At 62.2% G+C, this 23,659-nt stretch carries 11 protein-coding genes; 7 read left to right on the forward strand and 4 right to left on the reverse strand.

Annotated features, from left to right (window positions below):
- The first annotated feature begins 103 nt into the window (after positions 1-103).
- From treP to KL786_RS19770, 5 genes are all read left to right on the forward strand, one after another.
- On the forward strand, positions 104-1,546 hold the full coding sequence (gene treP, locus KL786_RS19750) for a PTS system trehalose-specific EIIBC component (protein WP_215518676.1): 1,443 nt from the start codon (positions 104-106) through the stop codon (positions 1,544-1,546).
- Positions 1,547-1,664: 118 nt separating this feature from the next.
- Positions 1,665-3,311 carry an alpha,alpha-phosphotrehalase gene (gene treC, locus KL786_RS19755; protein WP_215518677.1) on the forward strand — a complete coding sequence of 549 codons (1,647 nt, stop codon included), beginning with the start codon at positions 1,665-1,667 and terminating at the stop codon, positions 3,309-3,311.
- A gap of 150 nt (positions 3,312-3,461) precedes the next feature.
- Positions 3,462-4,682, forward strand: coding sequence for a maltoporin (locus KL786_RS19760; protein ID WP_215518678.1), 1,221 nt, complete (start codon positions 3,462-3,464; stop codon positions 4,680-4,682).
- A gap of 116 nt (positions 4,683-4,798) precedes the next feature.
- Positions 4,799-7,330: a phosphoenolpyruvate--protein phosphotransferase gene (ptsP, locus tag KL786_RS19765; RefSeq protein ID WP_215518679.1), complete on the forward strand. Its 2,532-nt coding sequence runs from the start codon at positions 4,799-4,801 to the stop codon at positions 7,328-7,330.
- Positions 7,331-7,332: 2 nt separating this feature from the next.
- On the forward strand, positions 7,333-7,617 hold the full coding sequence (locus KL786_RS19770; protein ID WP_215518680.1) for a PTS sugar transporter subunit IIB: 285 nt from the start codon (positions 7,333-7,335) through the stop codon (positions 7,615-7,617).
- A gap of 37 nt (positions 7,618-7,654) precedes the next feature.
- On the opposite strand, the gene mltF is transcribed toward KL786_RS19770, so the two are convergent.
- Entirely contained in the window at positions 7,655-9,115 is a 1,461-nt protein-coding gene (gene mltF, locus KL786_RS19775) for a membrane-bound lytic murein transglycosylase MltF (protein WP_215518681.1), read from the reverse strand.
- A 287-nt stretch (positions 9,116-9,402) separates the two neighbouring features.
- On the opposite strand from mltF, the gene purL reads away from it, so the two are divergent.
- Both purL and KL786_RS19785 read left to right on the forward strand, forming a co-directional pair.
- Positions 9,403-13,299: a phosphoribosylformylglycinamidine synthase gene (gene purL, locus KL786_RS19780; protein ID WP_215518682.1), complete on the forward strand. Its 3,897-nt coding sequence runs from the start codon at positions 9,403-9,405 to the stop codon at positions 13,297-13,299.
- Between the two features lie 4 nt (positions 13,300-13,303).
- Positions 13,304-13,615, forward strand: coding sequence for a YqfO family protein (locus KL786_RS19785; RefSeq protein WP_215518683.1), 312 nt, complete (start codon positions 13,304-13,306; stop codon positions 13,613-13,615).
- A gap of 75 nt (positions 13,616-13,690) precedes the next feature.
- Here KL786_RS19785 and KL786_RS19790 read toward each other — a convergent pair whose 3' ends face one another.
- From KL786_RS19790 to ptsP (KL786_RS19800), 3 genes are all read right to left on the reverse strand, one after another.
- Positions 13,691-19,453 (reverse strand): membrane-targeted effector domain-containing toxin, encoded by a 5,763-nt coding sequence (locus KL786_RS19790; protein WP_215518684.1) that lies wholly within the window; start codon positions 19,451-19,453, stop codon positions 13,691-13,693.
- A gap of 79 nt (positions 19,454-19,532) precedes the next feature.
- Entirely contained in the window at positions 19,533-21,239 is a 1,707-nt protein-coding gene (gene nagE, locus KL786_RS19795; protein WP_215518685.1) for an N-acetylglucosamine-specific PTS transporter subunit IIBC, read from the reverse strand.
- A 26-nt stretch (positions 21,240-21,265) separates the two neighbouring features.
- Positions 21,266-23,659, reverse strand: a 2,394-nt coding sequence (gene ptsP, locus KL786_RS19800) for a phosphoenolpyruvate--protein phosphotransferase (RefSeq protein WP_215518686.1), incomplete at its 5' end; no start/stop codon positions are given.

Here is a 23,659-nt window from a genome sequence, read left to right on the forward strand (position 1 = left end):
TTTTGTAACTCGTACAGACGAGTTGTTGCTTTAACTCGTACAGACGAGTACTTTTGCCCTCGGCATGCTGCCAATAACAAGAATCTAAAGTGGAAGAACAAGCATGAGCCACGATTACTCCAACATCGCCCGCGAGATTCTGCAGAACCTCGGTGGCAGCGACAACCTTGAGCAAGCGGCCCACTGCGTGACGCGCCTGCGCCTGGCCCTCAAGGATCCGAGCCTGGTCAACCCCAGTGCGCTGAACCAGGTCGATCTGGTCAAGGGCTCGTTCTTTACCGGCGGCCTGTTCCAGATTGTCATCGGCCCTGGCGAGGTGGAAAAGGTCTACGCCGCCCTGCGCGAACAGACCGGCCTTGGCGCCTCGACCATCGCCGACGTGAAGAAAGCCGGCGGCGACAAGACCAACCCCATGCAACGCCTGGTGCGGGTGTTCTCCGATGTGTTCATGCCGATCCTGCCGGCGCTGATCATTGCCGGCCTGCTGATGGGGGTGAACAACCTGATGGGCGCCAAGGGCATGTTCATCGAGGGCCAGACGCTGCTGGAGGCCTATCCGAACCTGGATGGCCTGTGGAGCCTGATCAACCTGATGGCCAACACTTCGTTTGTGTTCTTGCCGGCGCTGGTGGGCTGGTCGGCGGCCAAGCGCTTTGGTGGCAGTGAAATCCTCGGCATCGTGCTCGGCCTGATGCTGGTGCACCCAGACTTGCTCAACGCCTGGAACTACGGCAAGGCCGTGGCCGGGCTCGACGGCCAGAGCCTGCCGTACTTCGATATTCTGGGCTGGTTCCAGATCGAAAAGGTTGGCTACCAGGGCCAGATCCTGCCGATCCTGATGGCCGCCTACGTCATGAGCGTGATTGAGAAATGGCTGCGGGCGCGGGTGCCGAACGCCATCCAATTGCTGGTCGTGCCGATCACCACCATCGTCGTCACCGGGGTGCTGGCCCTGGCGGTCATCGGCCCGGTGACCCGTCACCTTGGGATCCTGATCACCGAAGGTGTGGTCACGCTGTTTGACCTGGCGCCGATGGTTGGCGGGGCGATTTTCGGCCTGTTGTATGCACCGCTGGTGATCACCGGCATGCACCACATGTTCCTCGCCGTGGACCTGCAACTGATCTCCACCCAGGGCGGCACGTTTATCTGGCCGATGATCGTCATGTCCAACCTGGCGCAGGGCAGCGCGGCCCTCGGCGTGTTCTACATGAGCCGCAATGCGCGGGATAAAAGCATGGCCTCGACCTCGGCGATTTCCGCCTATTTCGGCATCACTGAGCCGGCCATGTTTGGGGTGAACCTGCGCTTCAAGTTTCCGTTCTATGCCGCGTTGCTGGGCTCGGCCCTGGGCAGCATTTTCCTCTCGCTGAACAAGGTCCAGGCCTCGGCCATCGGGGTGGGTGGCTTGCCTGGGTTTATCTCGATCATCCCGCAGTACATCCCGATGTTTGTGGTCGGCATGGCGGTGGCGATTGTGGTGCCGTTTGTCTTGACCTGTGGGTTGAGCATGAAGATTGTCCGGCCGGGTTATCGCGTCGCCTGATCGATCGCCATCGCAGGCAAGCCAGCTCCCACAGGGGGATGCATTTCAAATGTGGGAGCGGGCTTGCCCGCGATGAGGCCCGCAAGGCCAGCACATAACTCTACTGAAGGAACCCACCATGCAAGACTGGCAACACTCGGTGATCTACCAGATCTACCCCAAAAGCTTCCACAGCCACGCGGGTAACGCCACCGGTGACCTGCTGGGCATCGTGGACAAACTCGACTACCTCCAGTGGCTGGGCGTCGACTGCCTGTGGATCACCCCGTTCCTGCGCTCGCCCCAGCGTGACAACGGCTACGACATCAGTGACTACTACGCCATCGATCCCAGCTACGGGACCATGGCCGACTGCGACCTGCTGATCCGCGAAGCGGCCAAGCGCGGCATCAAGCTGATGCTGGACATTGTGGTCAACCACACCTCCATCGAACACGAATGGTTCCAGCAGGCGCGTAGCAGCCTCGACAACCCGTACCGCGACTTCTACATCTGGCGCGACCAGCCGAACAACTGGGAGTCCAAGTTCGGCGGTTCGGCCTGGGAATACGAGGCACAGACCGGCCAGTACTTCCTGCACCTGTTCGACCACACCCAGGCCGATCTCAATTGGGACAACCCCAAGGTGCGTGCCGAGGTCTACAAACTCATGCGCTTCTGGCGTGACAAAGGCGTCGGCGGTTTCCGCCTGGACGTGATCAACCTGATCTCCAAGCCGGCGGATTTCCCCGAAGACAGCAGTGACGGTCGCCGCTTCTACACCGACGGCCCCAACGTGCATGAGTACCTGCAGGAAATGCACCGCGAGGTGTTCGAAGGCCACGACCTGATCAACGTTGGCGAGATGTCGTCCACCAGCCTGGAACACTGCATTCGCTACTCCAATCCTGCGTCGAAAGAGCTGTCGATGACTTTCAACTTTCACCACCTGAAAGTCGATTATCCCAACCTGCAAAAGTGGGTGCGTGCCGACTTCGACTTCCTGCAACTCAAGCAGATTTTCTCCGACTGGCAGTTGGGCATGCAGGCCGGCGGCGGCTGGAATGCACTGTTCTGGTGTAACCACGATCAGCCACGGGTGGTCTCGCGGTTTGGCGATGACGGCGAGTACCGCGTGGTCTCGGCCAAGATGCTCGCCACCGCGTTGCACTTTCTCCAGGGCACGCCGTTTGTGTACCAGGGCGAAGAGCTGGGCATGACCAATCCGGGCTTCGACACCATCGAGCAGTACCGCGATGTGGAGACCTTGAACATCTATCGCCTCAAGCGCGATGCCGGTGAGTCCGTGGCGTCGAGCATGGCCGCGATCATGCAGAAGTCCCGCGACAACGGCCGCACGCCGATGCAGTGGAACAGCCAGGCCAATGCCGGTTTCAGCAGCGCTGAACCGTGGATCGGCATCCCGGCCAATGCGGCGCAGATCAATGTCCAGAGCCAGTTGGATGATCCGGATTCGGTATTGCATCACTACCGTGCGCTGATCGCCTTGCGGCGCCTTGAGCCGCTGATCCAGGCGGGCGTTTACCGCCAGTTGCTGCTGGATCACCACAAGGTCTGGGTGTATCTGCGCGAAGGCCATGGCGAGCGCCTGCTGGTGCTTAACAACTTCTATGGGCAGCCCTGCGAAATCCAGCTGCCCGACAACATCATCAGCGCGGCGGGCGGGCAACGCCTGTTGATCAGCAACTACCCCGACAGCTCGTCGTACACGGACACGCTCACGTTGCGGCCGTATGAATCGTTTGTGCTGCACCTGAGCGACTGACATTCCCCTTTTTGTAGGAGCGAGCGTGCTCGCGAAAAACTTCAAAGCGCCGCGTGCATCCGGACTGCCCACGTCATCGTTGACGATTTTCGCGAGCAAGCTCGCTCCTACAGAATCGCGTTACAAACAATAAGAAAAAAGGAGCGCTTCATGAAAACAACAATAAAGCTGGGTCTCGTCGCATCTTGTCTAAGCGTACCGTTTGCCGCACACGCCCTGGAGTTCGCGGGCTATCTGCGCAGTGGCGCCGGCACCTCGACCGGCAGTGGCCCGCAGCAATGTTTCCAATTGCCGGGAGCCCAATCCAAATATCGTCTGGGCAACGAATGTGAACAATACGCTGAGCTGGAGTTGCGCCAGGACCTGTTCACCCTCGACGACGGTTCGGTGCTCAGCGTCGATGCCATGGCCTCGCTGTACAACAAGTACGACCGCGAGCTGAAGTTCCAGGGCGAAAACAACGGCTCGGCGCGCATGCCGCAGATGTATGCGCAGTGGTCGAACATGCCCAGCCTCAACGGCGGCTCGTTGTGGGCCGGGCGGCGCTACTACAAACGTAATGACATCCATATTTCCGACTTCTACTACTGGAACCAGAGCGCCACCGGCGGCGGTATCGAGGACGTGCTGATTGGCGACCTGAAATACAGCTACGCCCTGTCGCGCAAGGACAACCTGTACCAGAAGGAATACGCCACTCGGCATGACTTCAACGTGGCGGGCTTCAAGACCAACCCCGGCGGCGAGCTGGAACTGGGCCTGAGTTACATCGAACAGGCCGGTGGCCGCGACACCCACAGCGGCTGGGCGCTGACCGCCCAGCATGTACAAAAGCCATTCCTCGGCGGCAAGAACAAGTTTGCCCTGCAGTACGGCGAAGGGCCGGGCACCGGCCTGGGTTACACCGGCAATACGGCGTTGGAACGCAGCAGCAAAAGCTACCGTGCGGTGGAGTTTTTCGACTGGCAAGTGACGCCGCGTTTTGGCGGCCAGGTCGAGGCGGTGTACCAAAAAGACGTGCGTCCCGGCAGCCAGGATCAGACCTGGATGTCCATCGGTGTGCGCCCGGCGTATGCCATCAGCGAACAGTTCAAGCTGGTCACCGAACTGGGCCACGATCAGGTAGACGCCAGCGGCGGCACGCGCAAACTCAGCAAATTTACCTTCGCTCCGACCTGGTCGCCCAAAGGCCCGGATTTCTGGGCGCGGCCGGAAGTGCGGTTGTACTACACCTATGCCACCTGGAACGAAGCGGCCAAGCGTGCGGCCAATGAACTGGCGGCGGGCTCGGCGCTGTCCGACAGCGGCTCTTATGGCACTGCGCGGCATGGCTCCAACTTCGGTGTGCAGGTCGAATACTGGTGGAAGTAATCCCTCGGTCGTACGCGGATTGAATGTGGGAGGCTTGCTCCCACATTTGGATATTCGTCACCTTGGAATTTGCATCCGCCCCATGATTTTTACAGAACCAAACAGCAGGTGATGTCATGACCATAACTCAACCCCTGGAACTGCTGGCGCCCCTGGCCGGCGTGCTGTTGCCCCTGGACCAGGTGCCGGATCCGGTGTTCTCCAGCCGCCTGATTGGCGACGGTGTGTGTATCGATCCCACTTCGCAGACCCTCTGCGCGCCGCTGGCCGGGGTGATCAGCAATGTCCAGGGCAGTGGTCATGCGGTCAGTATCACGGACGACAACGGTGTGCAGGTGCTGATGCATATCGGTCTGGATACCGTGAACCTGGCGGGCAAGGGCTTCACCCGTCTGGTCGAGGAAGGCCGGCGGGTTGAGGCAGGCCAGCCATTGATTGAATTCGATGCCGATTTCATCGCGCTTAATGCCCGCAGTTTGTTGACCTTGATGCTGGTGGTCAGCGGCGAGCCCTTTGTGCTGCTGGCGGAGGACACCGGACTGGTTGAGGCCGGTCAACCATTGCTGCGTGTGACGCCGGTCACACGCGCTGCTGATGACGATGATGAAGAGGGCGACGCCCTGTTCTCCAAGCCCCTGACGCTGCCCAATGCCAACGGCTTGCATGCCCGTCCGGCGGCGGTGCTGGCGCAGGCGGCCAAGGGGTTCAAGGCGAGCATCTGCCTGCACAAGCAAACCCAGAGCGCCAACGCCAAGTCCCTGGTGGCGATCATGGCGTTGCAGACGGTGCAGGGCGATACCCTGCAAGTCAGCGCAGCGGGCCAGGATGCGGCGGCGGCGATTCAGGCGTTGGCCGCGCTGTTGCTGGAGGGGTGTGGCGAAACCGTCGCGGTGGTGGCCGAGGTGGTTGAGCCGGTCGCGCCGTCGTCGTCGACGACTGTGTTGCGCGGCGTGTGTGCGTCGCCCGGTTCGGCGTTTGGCCTGGTGGTGCAGGTGGCTGAGCCGCAGCTGAGTATTCCCGAATTCGGTGGCGCAGAGCAGGTCGAGCGCGCCCTGCTGGAGCGCGGCCTGCGCGCTGCAACCGAGGCGCTGCAAACCCTGCAAGCCAAGGCCGATGGCAGTGCCCAGGCCGAGATCTTCCGGGCCCATCAGGAGTTGCTCGAAGACCCGACCCTGCTCGAACAAGCCCACGACTTGCTCGCCACAGGCAAGAGCGCTGCCTTTGCCTGGAACAGCGCCACGGTGGCCACCGCCGAACTGTTCCAGGGCCTGGGCAATGCTTTGCTCGCCGAGCGCGCGGCGGACCTGGCCGATGTCGGCCAGCGCGTATTGAAACTGATCCTGGGCGTCCAGGACACTACATGGGACCTGCCTGAGCGCGCGATCCTGATTGCCGAACAACTGACACCTTCGCAAACCGCCAGCCTGGATACGCACAAGGTCCTGGGGTTTGTCACCGTCGGCGGCGGTGCCACCAGCCACGTGGCGATCCTTGCCCGTGCCCTGGGCCTGCCGGCCATCTGTGGGGCACCGGCACAGGTATTGACGCTGGCCAACGGCAAACAGGTGCTGCTCGATGCCGACAAAGGCGAGCTGCACCTGGCGCCGAACCTGGCCGAGATCGAACAACTGGAAGCCGCGCGCAAACAGCACGTGCTGCGCCGTCAGCGTGACGTAGCGCAGGCTGCCTTGCCGGCGACCACCCGCGACGGTCATCACGTCGAAGTCACCGCTAACGTTGCCTCGTTGCAGGAAGTGGAGCAGTCCCTGACCCTCGGCGGTGAAGGCGTCGGCCTGCTGCGTTCAGAGTTTCTCTACCTGGAGCGCAACCGCGCGCCCAGTCCCGAGGAGCAGGCTGGCACCTACAGCGCCATTGCCCGCGCCCTGGGCCCTGAACGTAATCTGGTGGTGCGCACCCTCGATGTGGGTGGCGACAAGCCGCTGGCTTATGTACCGATGGACGCCGAGACCAATCCGTTTCTCGGCCTGCGCGGGATTCGCCTGTGCCTGGAGCGCCCGCAATTGCTGCGTGAACAATTGCGGGCGATCCTCGCCAGTGCCGGTTTGGCGCGGCTGCATATCATGTTGCCAATGGTCAGCCTGCTGTCGGAACTGCGCCAGGCCCGCAGGATCCTGGAAGAGGAGGCGGCGGCCCTGGGGCTTGCCGAGCTGCCGAAGCTGGGCATCATGATCGAGGTGCCGTCAGCGGCGTTGATGGCGGATGTGTTCGCGCCCCATGTGGATTTTTTCTCTATTGGCACCAATGACCTGACCCAATACACCCTGGCCATGGACCGCGACCACCCGCGCCTGGCCAGCCAGGCCGACAGCTTTCACCCGGCGGTGCTGCGCCTGATCGCCACCACGGTCAAGGCCGCCCATGCCCATGGCAAGTGGGTGGGCGTGTGCGGCGCGCTGGCGTCTGAAACCCTGGCGGTGCCGATGTTGATCGGGCTCGGAGTCGACGAATTGTCCGTCAGCGTGCCGCTGATCCCAAGCATCAAGGCCACGGTGCGTGACCTGGACCTGGCCGACTGCCAACTGATCGCCCATCAGGTGTTGAACCTGGAAGAGGCCGCCCAAGTACGCGAGGCCCTGAGCCAGTACCACGCAGCGACCGTCGAAACCTCATTGGTTGTGGAGAACTGAACATGTTCGAGAAATTGCAGCAGGCGTTCTGGAAAGCCCTGACCCCGGATCTGGTCGCCGAAACGGTGCTTGCCGAGCCGGCGGCTGATGGGTTGTTGGCGCCGGCGGTGCTGAGTGCGCTGGGTGGGGCGAATAATCTCAAGTCACAACAGCGGGTGGCATTGACGCGGATCCGCGTGCAGTTACAGGACCCGGCACGGGTGGATGAGACGGCGCTGAAGGCGGCGGGGGTTGTGGCGGTGATGGTGTTGACGGGTGGGACTGTGCATCTGCTCACCGGCCTGTAGGACAGCACAAAACCCATGTGGTGTTTGGAAGGTGAGGTTACAACTGCGGGCTGTCTTCGGCAGGCTTGGTCTTGTCCACGCCCGGCACATGCAGGTTGCCTTCCACCACCTGGTTGCCCTCCAACTGCGGCTGGGTCACCCAGGTCAGGATGTCGTAGTAACGACGGATGTTGGCCACGAAGTGTACCGGCTCGCCGCCCCGGGCGTAGCCGTAGCGGGTCTTGCTGTACCATTGCTTCTGCGACAGGCGCGGTAGCATTTTCTTCACGTCCAGCCATTTGTTCGGGTTCAGGCCCTCTTTTTGCGCCAGTTTACGTGCGTCATCGAGGTGGCCGCCGCCCACGTTGTAGGCCGCCAGGGCAAACCAGGTGCGATCGGGTTCAAGGATCTTGTCGTCCAGTTCGCTCTTGATCATCGCCAGGTACTTGGCACCACCCTTGATGCTCTGCCGGGCGTCCAGGCGGTTGGACACGCCCATCGCCTGGGCGGTGTTCTGGGTCAGCATCATCAGGCCGCGCACGCCGGTCTTGGAGGTGACCGTCGGTTGCCACAACGACTCCTGATAACCAATGGCTGCCAATAGCCGCCAATCGACTTTCTCTTCCTTGGCCGAGGTCTTGAAGAACTTCTCGTATTTGGGCAGGCGCTGCTGCAAGTGCTGGGCAAAGGTGTAGGCGCCGACGTAGCCCAGTACATCGACATGTCCGTAGTAACGATCCTTGAGGCGTTGCAGGGTGCCGTTCTTCTCGACCTTGTCGAGGTAGCTGTTGACCTCGTTGAGCAGGCTGTTGTCCTCACCCGCAGCCACGGCCCAGCTCTGGTTGCTGGCGTTGCCCAGATCGAATGCGACCCGTACGTTGGGGAAGTACACCTGGTTCATCGCCACTTCATTGGAGTCGACCAGGGTCAGGTCGATTTGCCCCTCGTCGACCATGCGCAGCAGGTCGACCACCTCAACGGCGTCGGACTCTTCGTATTCAATCGCAGGATTCTGCTTTTTCAGCTCGGCCAGTTGCTCGGCGTGGGTACTGCCCTTGAGCACCATGATCTTCTTGCCCACCAGGTCGGCGGCGTTGGTGGGGCGGGACTGGCCGTTGCGGTAGATGATCTGCGGGGTGACTTCCAGATATGCATGGGAGAAGCGCACCTGTTGTTTGCGCTGTTCGCTGCTGACCAGGCCGGCGGCGGCCAGGACCGGGCCGTTGGGTTTGCCCAACTGGCCGAACAGGTCGTCGAGGTTGTCGGCGGTCTCGATTTCAAGCTTCACCCCCAGGTCGTCGGCAAAGCGCTTGACCAGTTCGTATTCGAAACCGGTTTCGCCGTTGCGGTCCTGGAAATAGGTGGCCGGACTGTTTCGGGTAACCACCCGCAATACGCCATCCTCCTTGATTCGCTCAAGCGTGCTGGGCTTATCAACACAGGCGCTGAGCAGCAGGAAGAGTCCGGTGGCGATGAGCCATTTGGCGCATCGCGGGCGCAAAGCAGTTGGGGAGAACATCTGCGCAGTATACGCAAACGGCCCCCGGCGCCATATATCGACAGCACGGGACAGGTCTGCTAGCGCTGGCGAAACTGTGCTGCAGCCCGCAGAAACGTGGCCTGGGGCGCAATTATGACGGTTAAAATAACTGCGCCGGATGCCCTGGAAAACGCCGCGATACCGTGCAATCTGTGCCAACTGACGTTCGGCAGCGGCCAGTCGTACCGTTTCGGGTGCCGTTGGCAGCGGTTTACGCTAGAATGCACGGCCTCAAAGCACACCCCCTTCCCGAGGCTGTCCCGAAGATGTTGATCCTGCGCGGCGCTCCTGCCCTTTCTGCCTTTCGCCACAGCAAACTCCTTGAGCAACTGAGCCAGAAGGTTCCAGCTGTTACAGGCCTGTACGCTGAATTTGCTCACTTCGCCGACGTCAACGGCGTTTTGACCGCCGACGAACAGCAAGTGCTGGCACGCCTTCTGAAGTACGGTCCCAGCGTGCCTGTTCAAGAGCCGACTGGCCGCTTGTTCCTGGTTCTGCCACGGTTCGGCACCATCTCGCCCTGGTCGAGCAAGGCCAGCGATATCGCCCGCAACTGCGGCCTGTCGAGCATCCAGCGCCTGGAACGCGGCATTGCCTTCTACGTGGCTGGCCAGTTCAGCGATGCCGAAGCCGAGCTGATCGCCAGCAGCCTGCATGACCGCATGACCCAGATCATCGTCAGCCAGTTGGAACAGGCTGCCGGCCTGTTCAGCCACGCCGAGCCCAAGCCGCTCACCGCGATTGACGTGCTTGGCGGTGGCCGCGCCGCCCTTGAGAAGGCCAACACCGAACTGGGCCTGGCCCTGGCCGAAGACGAGATCGACTACCTGGTCAACGCCTTCACTGGCCTTGCGCGCAACCCGCATGACATCGAACTGATGATGTTTGCCCAGGCCAACTCCGAGCACTGCCGTCACAAGATCTTCAACGCCAGTTGGGATATCGACGGCCAGAGCCAGGAAAAAAGCCTGTTCGGCATGATCAAGAACACCTACGTGATGCACAGCGAAGGCGTTCTGTCGGCTTACAAAGACAACGCCTCGGTGATTGTCGGCAGCGTCGCCGGCCGTTTCTTCCCGGACCCTGAGACCCGCCAGTACGGCGCGGTGCAGGAACCGGTGCATATCTTGATGAAGGTCGAGACTCACAACCACCCGACCGCGATTGCCCCGTTCCCGGGCGCAGCCACCGGCTCGGGCGGCGAAATCCGCGACGAAGGTGCTACCGGCCGTGGCGCCAAGCCGAAGGCGGGCCTGACCGGCTTCACCGTGTCCAACCTGCAGATCCCTGGCTTCGAACAGCCATGGGAAGTGCCGTACGGCAAGCCTGAGCGCATTGTTACCGCACTCGACATCATGATCGAAGGCCCGCTGGGCGGCGCCGCGTTCAACAACGAATTCGGGCGTCCGGCGCTGACCGGTTATTTCCGTACCTTCGAACAGTCCATCACCACCCCCCATGGTGACGAAGTGCGCGGCTATCACAAGCCGATCATGCTGGCCGGCGGCATGGGCAACATCCGTGAAGAACACGTCAAGAAAGGCGAGATCCTGGTCGGCTCCAAGCTGATCGTGCTCGGCGGCCCGGCGATGTTGATTGGCCTGGGCGGCGGTGCGGCTTCCTCCATGGCCACCGGCACCAGCTCGGCCGACCTCGACTTCGCTTCGGTACAGCGCGAAAACCCAGAGATGGAGCGTCGCTGCCAGGAAGTCATCGACCGTTGCTGGCAGTTGGGTGACAAGAACCCCATCAGCTTCATCCACGACGTCGGTGCCGGTGGTTTGTCCAACGCCTTCCCGGAATTGGTCAACGATGGCGACCGTGGTGGCCGTTTCGAGCTGCGTAACATTCCAAACGACGAGCCGGGCATGGCCCCGCACGAAATCTGGAGCAACGAATCCCAGGAACGCTACGTACTGGCCGTGGGCCCGGCGGACTTCGAACGCTTCCAGGCCATCTGCGAGCGCGAGCGCTGCCCGTTCGCGGTGGTCGGCGAAGCCACTGCCGAGCCGCAACTGACGGTCACCGACAGCCACTTCGGCAACAGCCCGGTAGACATGCCTCTGGAAGTGCTGCTGGGCAAGGCCCCGCGCATGCACCGTTCGGCGGTACGTGAAGCCGAGCTGGGCGATGATTTCGACCCAAGCACCCTGGACCTGGCCGATAGCATCGAACGTGTGCTGCACCACCCGGCCGTGGCAAGCAAGAGCTTCCTGATCACCATCGGCGACCGCACCATCACCGGCCTGGTTGCCCGTGACCAGATGGTCGGCCCATGGCAGGTTCCAGTGGCTGACGTTGCCGTGACCGCCACCAGCTTCGACGTGTACACCGGTGAAGCCATGGCCATGGGCGAGCGTACCCCGCTGGCCCTGCTGGACGCCCCGGCGTCGGGCCGCATGGCTATTGGTGAAACCATCACCAACATCGTCGCTTCGCGCATTGGCAAGCTGTCCGACATCAAGCTGTCGGCCAACTGGATGTCTGCCGCCGGTCACCCGGGTGAAGATGCGCGCCTGTATGACACCGTCAAGGCGGTGGGCATGGAGCTGTGCCCTGAGTTGGGTATCACCATCCCGGTGGGCAAGGACTCCATGTCCATGGCCACGCGCTGGAACGAAGACGGCACCGACAAGAGCGTCACTTCGCCGCTGTCGCTGATCGTCACCGGTTTTGCACCGGTCACCGATATCCGCCAGACCCTGACCCCGCAACTGCGCATGGACAAGGGCACCACCGACCTGATCCTGGTCGACCTGGGCCGTGGACAGAACCGCATGGGCGCCTCGATCCTCGCCCAGACCCACGGCAAGCTCGGCAAGCAGGCACCGGACGTCGACGACGCCGAAGACCTGAAAGCCTTCTTCGCGGTGATCCAGGGCCTGAATGCCGACGGTCACTTGCTGGCCTACCATGACCGTTCCGACGGTGGCTTGCTGACCAGCGTCGTCGAAATGGCCTTCGCCGGTCACTGCGGCCTGAGCCTGAACCTCGACGGCCTGGCGGAAACGTCTGCCGATATCGCCGCCATCCTGTTCAACGAAGAGTTGGGCGCCGTGATCCAGGTTCGCCAGGACGCTACCCCGGACGTACTCGCACAGTTCAGCGCTGCTGGCCTGGGCGATTGCGTGGCGGTGGTCGGCCAGCCGATCAACAACGGCGTGATCAACATTGTCTTCAACGGCGATACTGTGTTCGAAGGCCAGCGCCGCCTGCTGCAACGCCAGTGGGCCGAGACCAGCTACCAGATCCAGCGCCTGCGCGACAACGCCGACTGCGCCGAGCAGGAATTCGACGTGATCCTGGAAGAAGACAATCCGGGCCTGAGCACCAAGCTCAGCTTCGACGTCAACCAGGACATCGCCGCGCCTTACATCAAGAAAGGCATTCGCCCACAGGTTGCCGTACTGCGTGAGCAGGGCGTCAACGGCCAGGTGGAAATGGCGGCTGCATTCGACCGCGCCGGCTTCAATGCGATCGACGTGCACATGAGCGATATCCTCGCCGGTCGCGTTGACCTCAACGAGTTCAAAGGCCTGGTGGCCTGCGGTGGTTTCTCCTACGGCGACGTGCTGGGTGCCGGTGAAGGCTGGGCCAAGTCGGCCTTGTTCAACAGCCGTGCCCGCGATGCGTTCCAGGGTTTCTTCGAGCGCAGCGACAGCTTCACCCTGGGTGTGTGCAACGGTTGCCAGATGATGTCCAACCTCAGCGAACTGATCCCGGGCAGCGAGTTCTGGCCGCACTTTGTGCGCAACCGTTCCGAGCAGTTCGAAGCCCGTGTGGCCATGGTGCAGGTGCAGGAGTCCAACTCGATCTTCCTGCAGGGCATGGCCGGTTCGCGCATGCCAATCGCCATTGCCCACGGTGAAGGCCATGCCGAGTTCGAAAGCGAAGAAGCACTGCTCGAAGCCGATCTGTCCGGCACCGTGGCCCTGCGTTTCGTCGACAACCATGGCAAGGTCACCGAAAGCTACCCGGCCAACCCGAACGGCTCGCCGCGCGGGATCACCGGCCTGACCAGCCGCGACGGACGCGTGACCATCATGATGCCGCACCCGGAGCGTGTGTTCCGCGCCGTGCAAAACTCGTGGCGCCCGGAAGAGTGGAACGAAGACGGCGCGTGGATGCGCATGTTCCGCAACGCTCGTGTGTGGGTGAACTAAGACGGTGTACAAGCTCGCCTTCTTCGTACCCGACAGCCATGTGGAGGCGGTGAAAACCGCCGTCTTCGCAGCCGGCGGCGGGCGCATCGGCGACTACGACAGCTGCGCCTGGCAAGTGCTGGGCCGGGGTCAATTCCGCGCGCTGGACGGCAGTCAGCCGTTTATCGGGCAGGTGGGCCAGGTTGAGGTGGTTGAAGAATGGAAGGTTGAGCTGGTGGTGGCCGATGAGTTGATCGTGGCGGCAGTCGCTGCGTTGAAGCTGACTCATCCCTACGAGACACCGGCTTATGAGGTATGGCAACTGGCGGATTTCTGATCCACTGGCAGCTAGAACAAGAAACCCGCTGGGCCAGATTGGCCAGCGGGTTTTTTGCCTCTCAGGTCGCCAAAGTCAAAGTCTGGTTACCACTGGCGCGGGTTTTAACCCCACCTCTGCCTCCAGGGCGCTGATCAAAGTCTCTTCGTAGCTGAAGCGCTTGCCCCGCATCGACTCCCAGCGTTCGACATAGAGCAGGCCGTCATGGTCGACCTTGATCGGCGTCGACACGATTTCGCCGCTGCGTGAGTGGTGCAGCAGGTTGTTCTGCGAAGGCGACGGGCGATCGATCAGGTACAGGCCTACGCGATTCAATCGGCGTCGGTCCACCGGCACAAAGGATGCTGGCGCGCGAATGCCTTCCACGCCGGCGTCGAGGATAAAGTCGCTGCGTAACGCCCGCCTGAACGGCTTTATGCCCGAGACCGAAACTTCCCAGGCCCCCGGGCGAATGTTTTGCGCTAGCGCCGGGGCGGTATCCCGGACATGCAGGCTGACTGCACCTTGCAGTTCCGCGAGCCCGGCCACCCCCAGGTTGGTATTGGTGTGGGCGCCGCTAATAAAGGCCACCCATTTGTGCGAGCCGTGCGCGGCCTGGTCGGCCTGGATCACCTTGGACGCGAAGTAACTGAACATCTGCTTGCGTGCAAGATCATAGTCCTCCAGGCCCTTGACGTTATAGCTGGCTGTGCAGTCCAGGGCACGGATGCGCAGACCATGCCTGGACGCGACCTGGATCACTTCACTGTAGGTATCGCTGCCGTTGTAGTGTAGTGGCATCTGGCTGCGATCAAGGGTGGTCAGGTAGCGCTTGAGGTTGTCCGGCAAGTGCTGGGTGCTCAGGAACAGATCCAACTCCTCCTGATGCATATCGGTCAGCAGGTGTTCCATATACAGCGTTTTGAATCCCTGTTCCTTGAGGCTTTTCATGTGGTCGCGCAGCCAGCGCTTGCTCGATTGTGCCTGGCGTGCTTCACCGAGGACCAACCCCGAAAATTTGCTGTGCCGGACGCTTTCGAGCAGCGCTTGTGGGGTGATCGGCGCGCCCAGGGTGGCGGGGGCGGGCCTTGCTGGCGGGACATGCTGCTCCAGGTAAGCCGCCGCATCGTTACTGAGGCGCTCGCGGGTGTTCTGGAAGACCCTGAAGGCCCGTTGTTCGTCGGCGACCTGAGAGGTGTAGTTACTGTCCAGTCCGCGGTAGGAGCCGCTTTGCCGGCTGATGCTGTCCCGGAAGGCGTGGGGAATCTCGTAGTCGCTGTAATGTGTCCCGGCCGCCGCAGGGGCGACGCTGGCAGACGCGGCCTGCTCGGGGGCTTTGTACGTGGTGTGTAGGGCCAACCGGTAGTCGCCCTTGGCTAACGGGTCACCGGCTATGGCGCCGGGTGTGTCGACCCAGAGGCCCACCGGCTGGCCCGCCGCCACATCCTCTACGCGCAGTGCCACCGCCTGTTGCAGGTCCGCCAGGCCCGGCGTGCCCTCGAATGTGCGCAGGCGGCTGTGATCCACCAGGGCCACCCAGCGTTCATCCTGTTCGCCGAGGGCATCGGCCTCGATAGCTTTATGGGAGTAGAAATTCCTGATGCTGTTGCTGCGCGGGGTGGTCGGCGAGGTGTCGCCCACTTGCAGAAAATCGTCCAGCAGGTAGGAGGTTGAGGCGTCCAGGGCCATGATCTTCACGCCCTTGTCCTTGGCCTTGCGCACCAGAGCGAGGTAGGAATACTCGGCGTCCGTGGCAAGACCAAAGCCCTTGTCGACCGCTTTGAGATGCTGGCGAATGTTTTTCCAGGTTTTGCCCTGATGCATGCGCTGCAAGCGTGTGCGGAATACATCGGCGGGCAGGTACTCGATGTACAAGTGTTTGAAGCCGTTGCTGATCAAGGCATCCATTTGTGTGATCAGCAGCTGTTTACTGGCGATGGAGCCCGGTATTGCACCAATGATCAGGTTTTTGTTGCCGCTGAAAGCGTCACTGGCGATCAGTTGCGAGAATGAGGTGCCGGCGTCAACGGCCAGGGGGGCGGCGCGGGCCGGTAGTGGCGCGAGTTGGGTGAAAAAGTCCTGGGCGTCAGTGCTCAGGCGTTCGACCTGTTGCAGGTAAACCGCACGCAGTGGGTTGAGGTCGAGGGCGAGTATGTTCTTGGCCACCCCCGCGGAGCCCAATAACTCATCAGTGTGCTGCAGTAACTGCTCCCGTGTATCCGGGTTGAGGGTTTTCCCCAGATCCCGGGCATAACGCTGTGGCATCTCATAGAGTATTAGCGGCTCTGGGGTATCGGGCAGTTTTTCGTACTTGGGCGCGCCACCTGTGACCCCGGTGCGGCGCCACACGCCTTGGCTATCTGGCGCGGCCACCCGAGTGGTGGAGACCAGTCTGCCGGTGACAGGATCCAGCCGGTACAACAGGTAGCGGCCGATTGGGTCCGGGACGGTTTTGGCCCACAGCGACTGGCCCTCGAACAGCACCGCTTGCATATTGGCCAGCACCAGGGGCTTGGGTTGCAGGGACTGCACCAGCTTCACCGCTGCGCTCGGTGCTGCGTGGCTCCTGGCGATCTGGCGCAGGGGCGGCTTTGCAAACTGCTTGAGCGAAACCAGGGCTGGGCGCAGATCGGTGGCAGCGGCCCCGACGCTGTTGAGCACGTAGCCGATCAAGTGTTCTAGCGCGGCGCCGGTATCGCCCTGCTGATACGCGTGCAGGGCCAGCATGCCGTCCTTGAATGCCAGCAGCATGCCCAGGCTCAGGCTAAGGCTGGGAAACGGCGCGGTGGCAATTGCGGTGACCCACTCCACACAGTTCCACAGGATGCTGCTGATCATTTGGTTGCGATTGACCGTGGAGCCTTGTACATCGTCGATCTTGCGCTGCAACGGCATGTCGTACAGGGCCTGGCGCAGATCCTGAAGCGGGGGTTGCCTGTGGGTCGAGTCATAGCGTACCGGGCTGATGTCGGTCTTGTTCAGGTCTTCTGGCAATTGGGCCTTGGCGTTTTCCAGGAAGGCACGGACCCGCACCTGGGACTGGGCGCCAACCCGCAGGGTGAAATAGCCCACCATGCGGGGAATCTTTTTCAACAGGTAATTGAACAACCGCGCTTCGCGAAAACTGATGCCGTCCGGTGCGTTTGGGGTGTAGAGCAACGTCGGAAAATCGCCATGGCTGAAGAGGAAGCTGCCCATCACCCATTCACCATCCACCAGCAGTCGATGGATAGCGTAGGTGCTACGGGTCTCGACGGCGGTGTCGTCCATGCTCACGATACTGCGCTGCAACCACGCCCAGTCGACCCCGGTGATATGCCCCACCAGCCGGCACTCCAGGGCGGCGCTCTGCAGTTGGTGCTGGGTGATGCTCAAGGTGGCATTGCGCCGCAGTGCGTAGTCGGCGCTGCCTGCGTTGAGCAAGCGGGTCTTGATCTCGTTGATATAGCGCTCGCCGACCCAGGTGCCGGTGACCGAACGTGCGACTTTTTCTGCGCTCAGTTGGCTCAGGTTAACGCCGGGTGGGCCTTTGAAACGAGCAGCACGCGAGAATTTCTCGTCGAGAAAACCCACGCCATCGGCGTAGCCGTCGCGGTACAGCTGGGTGTAAGTCAGGGGCGGCGGGGTGAGCGAGCCGAGCAGTGACGGCGGTGAAAAGGCCCACACGGTGTCGGGGTCGACATCGTTCCGGGGGCGGCCCAGCAAGTCGTTGAGGCGTTTTTTTGCCTGGTCATGCAGGTAGTGGGTAAAGCTTGGAAACTGGGCGTCTGACAACGGAAATTCATTGTAGGTGAGCAGCGCACCCTCACCGTCTTCGGCCAGCTTCAATAGCTTCTGGCGGTTGTCGACGCTGGCGGAGCGATACCAACTCGGGGTGCTGAGTTCATAGTCGTCGATGCGGGTCGCCAGCACATGGGCCGACATCGCCTTGAGGCACGTGGCGTGGCTGCCGATATTGCCAAAGCCTATCTCTTTGTATTCCTGGTCGTGGAACTTGAAGCTCAGGCCGGTCAATACCCGCTTCATTGCCCCGCGAAAACGCAGGGCGACCCGCTTGATCAGATAGTCGGTGAGGGTGCCTGGGGGTTGTGTGGAGCCATTGTCCAGGCTCCAGCCGAGGATGTGGTGCTGGCAGGCGAGTTCACTGTCAAATGCCAGGAATTGCTGCTCGCGGGGCGCTTCGGGAGTGCACAGTAAGAGACGGGTGATCGCACCTCTGGCATCGCTTTGGCGCAGCACCCACATATCCTGCAACTGGGCTTCGTGCAACGACAGGGTGGCAGCGCTCAGACGGGGGTCGGTGCCCTGGCGCAGGTTCTGCACCAACTGGAAGTCATCTTCACTGAGGTGGCCCTGAAGCAGGGCGGTATAGGCCAGCGCGTTGATCCGCTGGTCGAGCATCTGTTCGATCGCGTGGCTGGTTTCGGGTTTTGCATGCATCTGTTGTTGCACGTCGGCAAAGTCGATGCGCGGCTGCAAGGTACTGAGCAATTGCACTAGCCAGGCAACAGTCAGGTCTTTGTAGGCCTCGGGCAGTGGGGCCTCTTGATAGGTGAGCGTGGTTTTACTCAGGAAGTCCGAGCCCGCCTGTTCATCACCGGCTTGCAGCCCGCGCAGGGCCAGGTCAATCAGAGTACGACTGTGTTCATATTCGCCGATGGGAGAGACGTAGCGACGGGTGTTGATTACCAGATGCTCCGGCGTCAAGTCGTGGATATCCAGGTCGTCGCTCAGTCGTTCGAGCAGTTGATAGCGGGCCAGGGTTTCAGGGGTGGTGACCGGGCCCAATAGGTCGAGCAGGTTCTGGCGGGCTTCGTTGTAGTCCGCCAGGTGCCCGGCCAGTGCGGTTCGGCGGGCTTCGCTGGCGCTGCGGTACCAGTCTGGGGCGCTAAGACGCAAGTAGCGCTCCAGCAAGCGTTGGGCGCGCCACGCCAGGCGTGGAGTGAGGTCGGGCAGGGCGGCTTCGATTGCCCGGTCGAGGGCGCTGAGCAACTGTCTGACATCTTGGTTTGGGTTGTCCGCGAGGCTCAGGGCTCGCTCGACGTCCTCTGTGCGTTTGTTGATTACGGCGTTGTAGGTGTGTTCAAACAGCGGTTCGCTGTCGATGGGCGACAGTTCCAGCGGCCAGATTGCCCCTGGCGACAAGGCGCGATAGCGCACGGGCAGCAGGTTCATGAATGCGTTATGTTCGACGGCGCTTTCCATGTTCTGTAGCAGGTGAGCGTTCAGTTCAGCCAGCGAGTCGAATGTCTCGATCCCTCGCGTTGGGGTGAACAACATCACTGCGCCGACTGCCTGCGTTGACGTCAGGCTGGCCACCACCGGGATGGATTTTTCGGTGAGTACAAAGGCTCCGGCCAGTTCGAGGGTGCGGTCCTGATAGCTGAAGGTCAGCGCGTACAGGCCCGGGCGCAGGACCAATCCCAGGGGGACACGTTTGAGCGTCGCGTGTTCTTGTGGGTGTAACAGGCGATCCTGGGTGCCGAGAGCTGCCTCGTGGGTCAGGGCGGAAAATCCTGCTTCAAAGGTCATGAAGGATTTGCGCGCTTTGCCACCGACTAGCTCGTAGTCATCCAGGCGCTGCAACTGAGTATTGAGTGTGGCTTTGAGCGTGGCGAGTTGAGCCTGGCCTTCCGGGGTCGCCAGATCGCTGTGCTCCAGTGATTGATAGAGTGTTCGACTCTTCTGGAAAAGCTGCTGGTGGTAGGTTTTGAGGATACCGTTCAGGCGTTCCAGATAGGCCAGTTCGATAGAAGATTTCTGCTTTGGCAGCAACGGAGCTTCGACGTTGAGCAGATGATGACCAATCTGGTTAAGGGAGTCTTCGATGTCTTCAAAGGATGTGGGTGTAGTGCTCACAGGCACGCTCTCCATGCTGAGGGTAAGAGCCATCAGCATGGGGAGCGGTGCCCTCGCAAGGGCGGTAGATAAGTAGGGGTCAGACGCCGGTGCGGATCGGATCTCGGCTCGACAATGCCTTCAGCGCAGCGCTCAATCCCTGGGCTGAGTTACCCACCAGCAGGTGCCAGATACCGCCTTCCAGCTGGCTCACACCCTGGCAACCCAGGGCCTTGAGTTGCGGCTCCGACAGCGCCTTGTCATCGGCCAGTTGCAGGCGAATGCGGCTCATGGCAACGCAGTCCAGCTGCAGCACATTGTCGCTGCCACCCAGGGCGCTCAGCCACTGTTCGGCTTCGGGTGTTGCGAAGGTGTGCGCCTGGGGTTTCGTGACGGCGGCGGTAACCGATGCGTTGCTTGCGGTCGGCATGGCCAAGCGAATCTCATCGGCGATGCTGTCGGCCATCGGCCCCACCACCACCTGCAAGCTGCCGCCGTTGCCCGGGCGCACCACGGCCATCGCCCCCAGGGCCTTGAGCTCGGCGTCCACGGCCTTGTTGCGGTCCACCATGTCCAGGCGCAGGCGGGTGGTGCAGGCGCCGACGCTGAGCAGGTTGTCAGCACCGCCCAAGGCACGGATATAGGCACTGGCCCGCTGGTTATCACTCATCGCTTCGGCCTGCACCACCTGGATATCTTCGCGGCCAGGGGTCTTGAGGTTGAAGCGACGGATGCAATAGTTGAACACGCTGTAGTAGATCACCGCGTAAGCCAGGCCCACCGGGAAGACCAGCCAACCATTGGTGGACTTGCCCCAGCCCAGCACCATGTCGATAAACCCACCGGAGAAGGTAAAGCCCAGGTGGATATTCAGCAGGTTGGTAACGGCCATCGACAACCCGGTGAGCAACGCATGCAGCAGGTACAGGAACGGCGCGAGGAACATGAAGGCGAATTCGATCGGCTCGGTGACCCCGGTTAGGAATGAGGTCAGGGCCATCGACAGGAAGATCCCGCCCATGATCTTGCGCCGCTCTGGCAGGGCGTTGCGGTACATCGCCAGGCACGCGGCGGGCAGGCCGAACAGCATCACCGGGAACATGCCGGTCATGAACTGGCCGCCTTTCGGGTCGCCGGCAAAGTAGCGGGTCAGGTCGCCCGTGACCACCGCGCCGGTGACCGGGTCGGTGAAGCTGCCGAATACAAACCAGGCCATGTTGTTGAGGATATGGTGCAGGCCGGTGACGATCAGCAAGCGGTTGAACACGCCGAACACAAAGGCGCCGAGGCTGCCGCTTTCCATCAGCAGCACGCCGAAGCTATTGATGCCGTGCTGCACCGGCGGCCAGATCAGCCCGAAAATCACCCCCAGGCCCACCGCCGAAAACCCGGTGACAATCGGCACAAACCGTCGCCCGCCGAAGAACGCCAGGTACTCCGGCAGCTTGATGTCCTTGAAGCGGTTGTACAGCGCGCCGGCCATCAGGCCGCTGACGATCCCGGCCAGCATGCCCATGTTGATGGTGCTGTCCATCACCTTGAGCGTGGAGACCATCACCAGGTAACCGATGGCTCCGGCAAGGCCAGCGGTGCCGTTGTTGTCGCGGGCAAAACCCACGGCGATGCCGATGGCGAAGATCAGCGCCAGGTTGGCGAAGATCGCTTGCCCGGCATCGTGCATCACCGCGATGTTCAACAGGTCGGTGTCACCCAGGCGCAGCAGCAGGCCGGCAATCGGCAGGATCGCGATGGGTAGCATCAGCGCACGGCCCAGGCGTTGCAGGCCTTCGATAAACAGTTGGTACATGGCGAGTCTCCTTTTTCTTGTTGTTGTCAGCTCAACGGCCAGTGGTGGTGACAGGCTTGGCGAACGGCTTTGGCGCTGCTCAGGTTGAGCAATTCCTGGCTGCGTTGCCGGCATTGCGCGGCGTCCAGATGGCGCACGCGATCCTTGATTTCGGCAATTTGTGGCGGGCTCACGGACAGCTCGCGCACCCCCAGGCCAACCAGCACGGGGGTGGCCAGCGGGTCGGAGGCCAGGGCGCCACACACACCGACCCACCGGCCATGCTTCGCCGCGCCTGCGCAGGTCTGGGCAATCAGGCGCAACAGCGCCGGGTGCAAGGCATCGACCCGGGCGGCCAGGCCGGCGTGGTCACGGTCCATGGCCAGGGTGTATTGCGACAGGTCATTGGTGCCGATGGACAAAAAGTCCGCATGTTCGGCCAGTTGTTCGGCCATCAGCGCGGCGGCCGGCACTTCGATCATCACCCCCAGTTCCGGGCGTTGGGTCAGTTCCAGTTCGGCACACAGTTCATCCAGGCGCTGGCGGATGTGCAGCAACTCGTCGACTTCGCTGACCATCGGCAACAGGATCCGGCAGCGGGCCAGCGGGCTGACTTGCAGGAGTGCGCGCAGTTGCTGGTCGAGCAGTTCCGGGCGCACCTGGGCCATGCGGATACCACGCAGGCCCAGCACCGGATTGGCCTCGGCGGGCAGCGGCAGATAATCGAGTTGCTTGTCGCCGCCGACGTCGATGGTGCGGATGATCACCGACTTGTCGCCCATGGCATCCAGCACGCCCTGATAGGCCAGGCGTTGTTCCTGTTCATCGGGCGCGGTGTGGCGGTCAACGAACAGGAATTCGGTACGCAGCAGGCCAACGCCGTCGGCGCCGTTTGCAAAGGCAAGCTGTGCTTCGCTGCTGGAGGCCACATTGGCGGCGACTTCGACACCCACGCCGTCGAGGGTCTGGGCCGGCGTCCGGGCCAGGGTCTGTTGCTGCTGGCGCTTGAGTTTTTGCGCATCGCGGATCTGATGGACTTCAGCGTGCCGTGCCTCGTCAGGGTGCAGTTCGAGGCGGCCATTGGCAGCGTCCAGCACCACCCGTTGGCCTTGCGGTACATCCAGCACTTCGCCGCCCAATGCCACTACGCACGGCAAACCTTTGCCCCGGGCCAGGATCGCCACGTGGGAGGTGGCGCCGCCTTCGGCCATGCAGATGCCGGCCGCGTCTTGCGCGCTCAGTTGCAGCAGGTCCGAGGGAGTCAATTCATGGGCGACGACAATGGCGCCGGCAGGCAACTCAAATTGCCAGGCCTCGCCCAGCAGCGCGCGCAGTACTCGTTGCTGCAAATCCCGCAGGTCGTTGGCGCGCTCGGCAAACAGCGGCTTGCCCAACGCCAGCAACACCGCGCATTGGGCCTGGATTGCATCGCGCCAGGCATGGGTGGCGGCGCTGCCTTGTTCGATGGCGCCAGTGGCGGCGTCCAGTAGTGTCGGGTCTTCCAGCAGGGCCAGATGGGCGGCGAAGATCTCTTCTTCCTCGACGGCCTTGCGCTGGCGGGCGTGCTCCAGGGTGTTGCGGATTTCACCGCGTATCTGTTCCAGGGCGCTGTCCAGACGCTGCAATTGCTCATCGCGCGCATGGTTGCCCGGGTCTTGTGGTAACTCGATGGTGTTGAGCCGGAACAGCGGCCCGCAGACCAGGCCAGGAGCGGCGCAGACACCCTGCAATACGCCGGCTTCGCGGTTGACCGGGCGCGCCGCGACGATCACCGGGGCATGCCCTGCTTCGTGGATGGCGACGGATAACGCTGCGACCAGTGCCTGCAACGCCGCATCACAATCCTTGCCCAGGCAAGTGACCTGTACCTCGTCCTGCTCACCGATGCCCAGGCCCATCAACCCCATCAGGCTGGCGCACGACGCCGATTTGCCGGCGAAGTGCAACTGCGACTGGCTGCTGAAGCCTTGGGCTGTCTTGCGGATCAGGGCGGCGGGCCGCGCATGCAAACCGCCGCGATGGGTGATACGCACGCTGGCGCTGGCATGTGCCTGGGAGGTGTCGGCCACCGCGGCCTGCACGACGCCCGCCTGACGCGCGACGATGCGCAGCAATGCCTCGCCGACCTTCACTGTATTCAACGCCACCGGGCGCACTTCGAACTGTTCGCCATTGGTGAGGATGATCAGGCTGAGCAGGCTTTTGCACTGGCGGGCGATGCGGTCCAGGTCAAAGCGCACCAGGGCTTGCCCGTTGCTGACCCGCGTACCTTCCTTGACCAGCAAGGCAAAGCCTTCGCCTTGCAGTTCGACGGTGTCGATGCCCACGTGCAGCAGTACCTCGGCGCCATTGTCGGCGCGGATGGTCAGGGCGTGGCCGGTACGGGCAACATGGATCACCACGCCAGCGCACGGCGCATGCAGGCAGTCGTTGAGGGGGTC

It is taken from the genome of Pseudomonas sp. TAE6080 (assembly GCF_018732265.1).
GTDB lineage: Bacteria > Pseudomonadota > Gammaproteobacteria > Pseudomonadales > Pseudomonadaceae > Aquipseudomonas > Aquipseudomonas brenneri.

Coding starts and splice junctions, on each gene's coding strand:
- treP (WP_215518676.1), top strand. CDS start 104: ATGAGCCACGATTACTCCAACATCGCCCGCGAGATTCTGCAGAACCTC.
- treC (WP_215518677.1), top strand. CDS start 1,665: ATGCAAGACTGGCAACACTCGGTGATCTACCAGATCTACCCCAAAAGC.
- KL786_RS19760 (WP_215518678.1), top strand. CDS start 3,462: ATGAAAACAACAATAAAGCTGGGTCTCGTCGCATCTTGTCTAAGCGTA.
- ptsP (WP_215518679.1), top strand. CDS start 4,799: ATGACCATAACTCAACCCCTGGAACTGCTGGCGCCCCTGGCCGGCGTG.
- KL786_RS19770 (WP_215518680.1), top strand. CDS start 7,333: ATGTTCGAGAAATTGCAGCAGGCGTTCTGGAAAGCCCTGACCCCGGAT.
- mltF (WP_215518681.1), bottom strand. CDS start 9,115: ATGTTCTCCCCAACTGCTTTGCGCCCGCGATGCGCCAAATGGCTCATC.
- purL (WP_215518682.1), top strand. CDS start 9,403: ATGTTGATCCTGCGCGGCGCTCCTGCCCTTTCTGCCTTTCGCCACAGC.
- nagE (WP_215518685.1), bottom strand. CDS start 21,239: ATGTACCAACTGTTTATCGAAGGCCTGCAACGCCTGGGCCGTGCGCTG.